This window comes from Candidatus Accumulibacter vicinus, assembly GCF_000584955.1.
GTDB classification, from domain to species: Bacteria; Pseudomonadota; Gammaproteobacteria; order Burkholderiales; family Rhodocyclaceae; genus Accumulibacter; species Accumulibacter vicinus.
The window spans coordinates 123,223-124,621 of sequence record NZ_JDSS02000018.1 but is presented as its reverse complement, the minus strand read 5'-3'; the positions used below and the strand labels follow the sequence as shown (position 1 = coordinate 124,621).

2 protein-coding genes are annotated in these 1,399 nt (G+C 69.5%); one reads left to right on the top strand and one right to left on the bottom strand.

What is annotated here, in order from left to right; genetic code table 11:
• Positions 1–1,185, bottom strand: a 1,185-nt coding sequence (locus CAPSK01_RS05530) for an ATP-binding protein (RefSeq protein WP_273703160.1), incomplete at its 3' end; no start/stop codon positions are given.
• Between CAPSK01_RS05530 and CAPSK01_RS05525 the strand changes: the two genes are divergently transcribed.
• Positions 1,141–1,399: hypothetical protein (locus CAPSK01_RS05525; protein ID WP_034923498.1), on the top strand; the 259-nt coding region annotated here is incomplete at its 3' end. The two genes, CAPSK01_RS05530 and CAPSK01_RS05525, sit on opposite strands and share 45 nt — an antisense overlap.

Below are 1,399 nucleotides of genomic sequence, written 5' to 3'. Positions count from 1 at the left end.
CAGCAGGCCGACCGCGGTCGGGCGGTCGAGGTAGCCGATGCGGATTTCGCGCAGGTTGATGAAGTGGTCGTTCCACAGCGCGTCGAGTTCGTCGAACGGCGCCGCGCCGGCGACCAGCAGGCGGACGCGGCGGCGGTGCTGGATCGTCGCGCGCAGCAGCCCCATGAACTGCAGCAGGTCCTGCCCCTGGCCGGGGAAGAGGCTCGCCAGACGTTCGAACTCGTCGATGCAGATCAGTACCCTCGGCACGGCGGTGAAATTCTCGAGCGCGTCGAGCCAGACGCGTAGCGCCTCGATCGGCGGGCCCTCGGGAAATGCCGGCAGTTCGAGGTGGCGGTCCTGATCGGCCTGAACGCGCGCCTGTTCGGCAAGCGCGCGGTAGAAGGCGAGCGGCGTCGTCGCCGGATTGTCCTGCAGGTCGAAGAGAACGATCTGCGTATCCGGCAGCATCAGCCGAAACATGTTCAGCAGCGAGGACTTGCCGCAGCGGCGCGGGCCGATCAGCGCCAGCGAAGTGCTGGTCTGCTGAGTCCCGAGCAGACCCTCGATCTGGCGCACGACGGCTTCGCGGCCGCGGAAGACCTGTCGGCCCCAGTGCATCCTGCCGGAGATCGGGTTGGTGGTGACGAAGGGATTGGGCAGCATTTCGGCCGCGGCGCGCGCGCTGCTCTCGCGCAGCACAGTCAGCGCGCGGCGGTAGCTGGCGAGCGTGTCGGGAACGAAACGGGCGAGCGGCTCGCGCGATTGCAGGCGGAGGATGTCGATGGCCTTGAGTTGTTGCTCGGCGTCGTTCAGGTGTTGCTGCGCGAGGTGGGGGAGGTAGGTGCTGCTCGCCGCGGCCAGGAAGCGGGCCGCCTCGCCGAAAGCGCGCAGCAAGGCGCTGTCGGTCCCCTGACCGGGCAACCAGCGGCCCTTGAGGGCGAGCGCGTCGGCAAAGCGCGACTCGGCGATCAAGCGCCCGAGTTCCCTCGCCTGCAACTCGGCCAGTGCGCGTGCGCCGATCTTGCGCTGGCCGGGCGCGATGGCGCAGGCTTCGAGCACCCGGCCGGCCAGATCGGGGTCGCTGTCGGCGGCCTCGACGATGTGCCGGGCGAGAAAGGGGATCGGGAAATAGCTCAGGTCGTGGAACAGCACCGGAGCATGACGCAGCGTGCGCGCCGGGGACCGGCCGCCGGCCAGGTACAAAGCGCATTCGAGCAGGCATTCGAGAGGGTAGGCGGGGAGGCGCAGGTAAGCGATGACCCATCCTGCGCCGCTCGCTACGCCGCTCGCTACGCCGCTCGCTACGCCGCTCGCTACGCCGAACGCTACGCCGAACGCTACGCTGAACGCTACGCCGCTCGCTACGCCGCCCGCTACGACGCCCACTACGCCGGCCGCTACGCCGGCCGCTACGCCA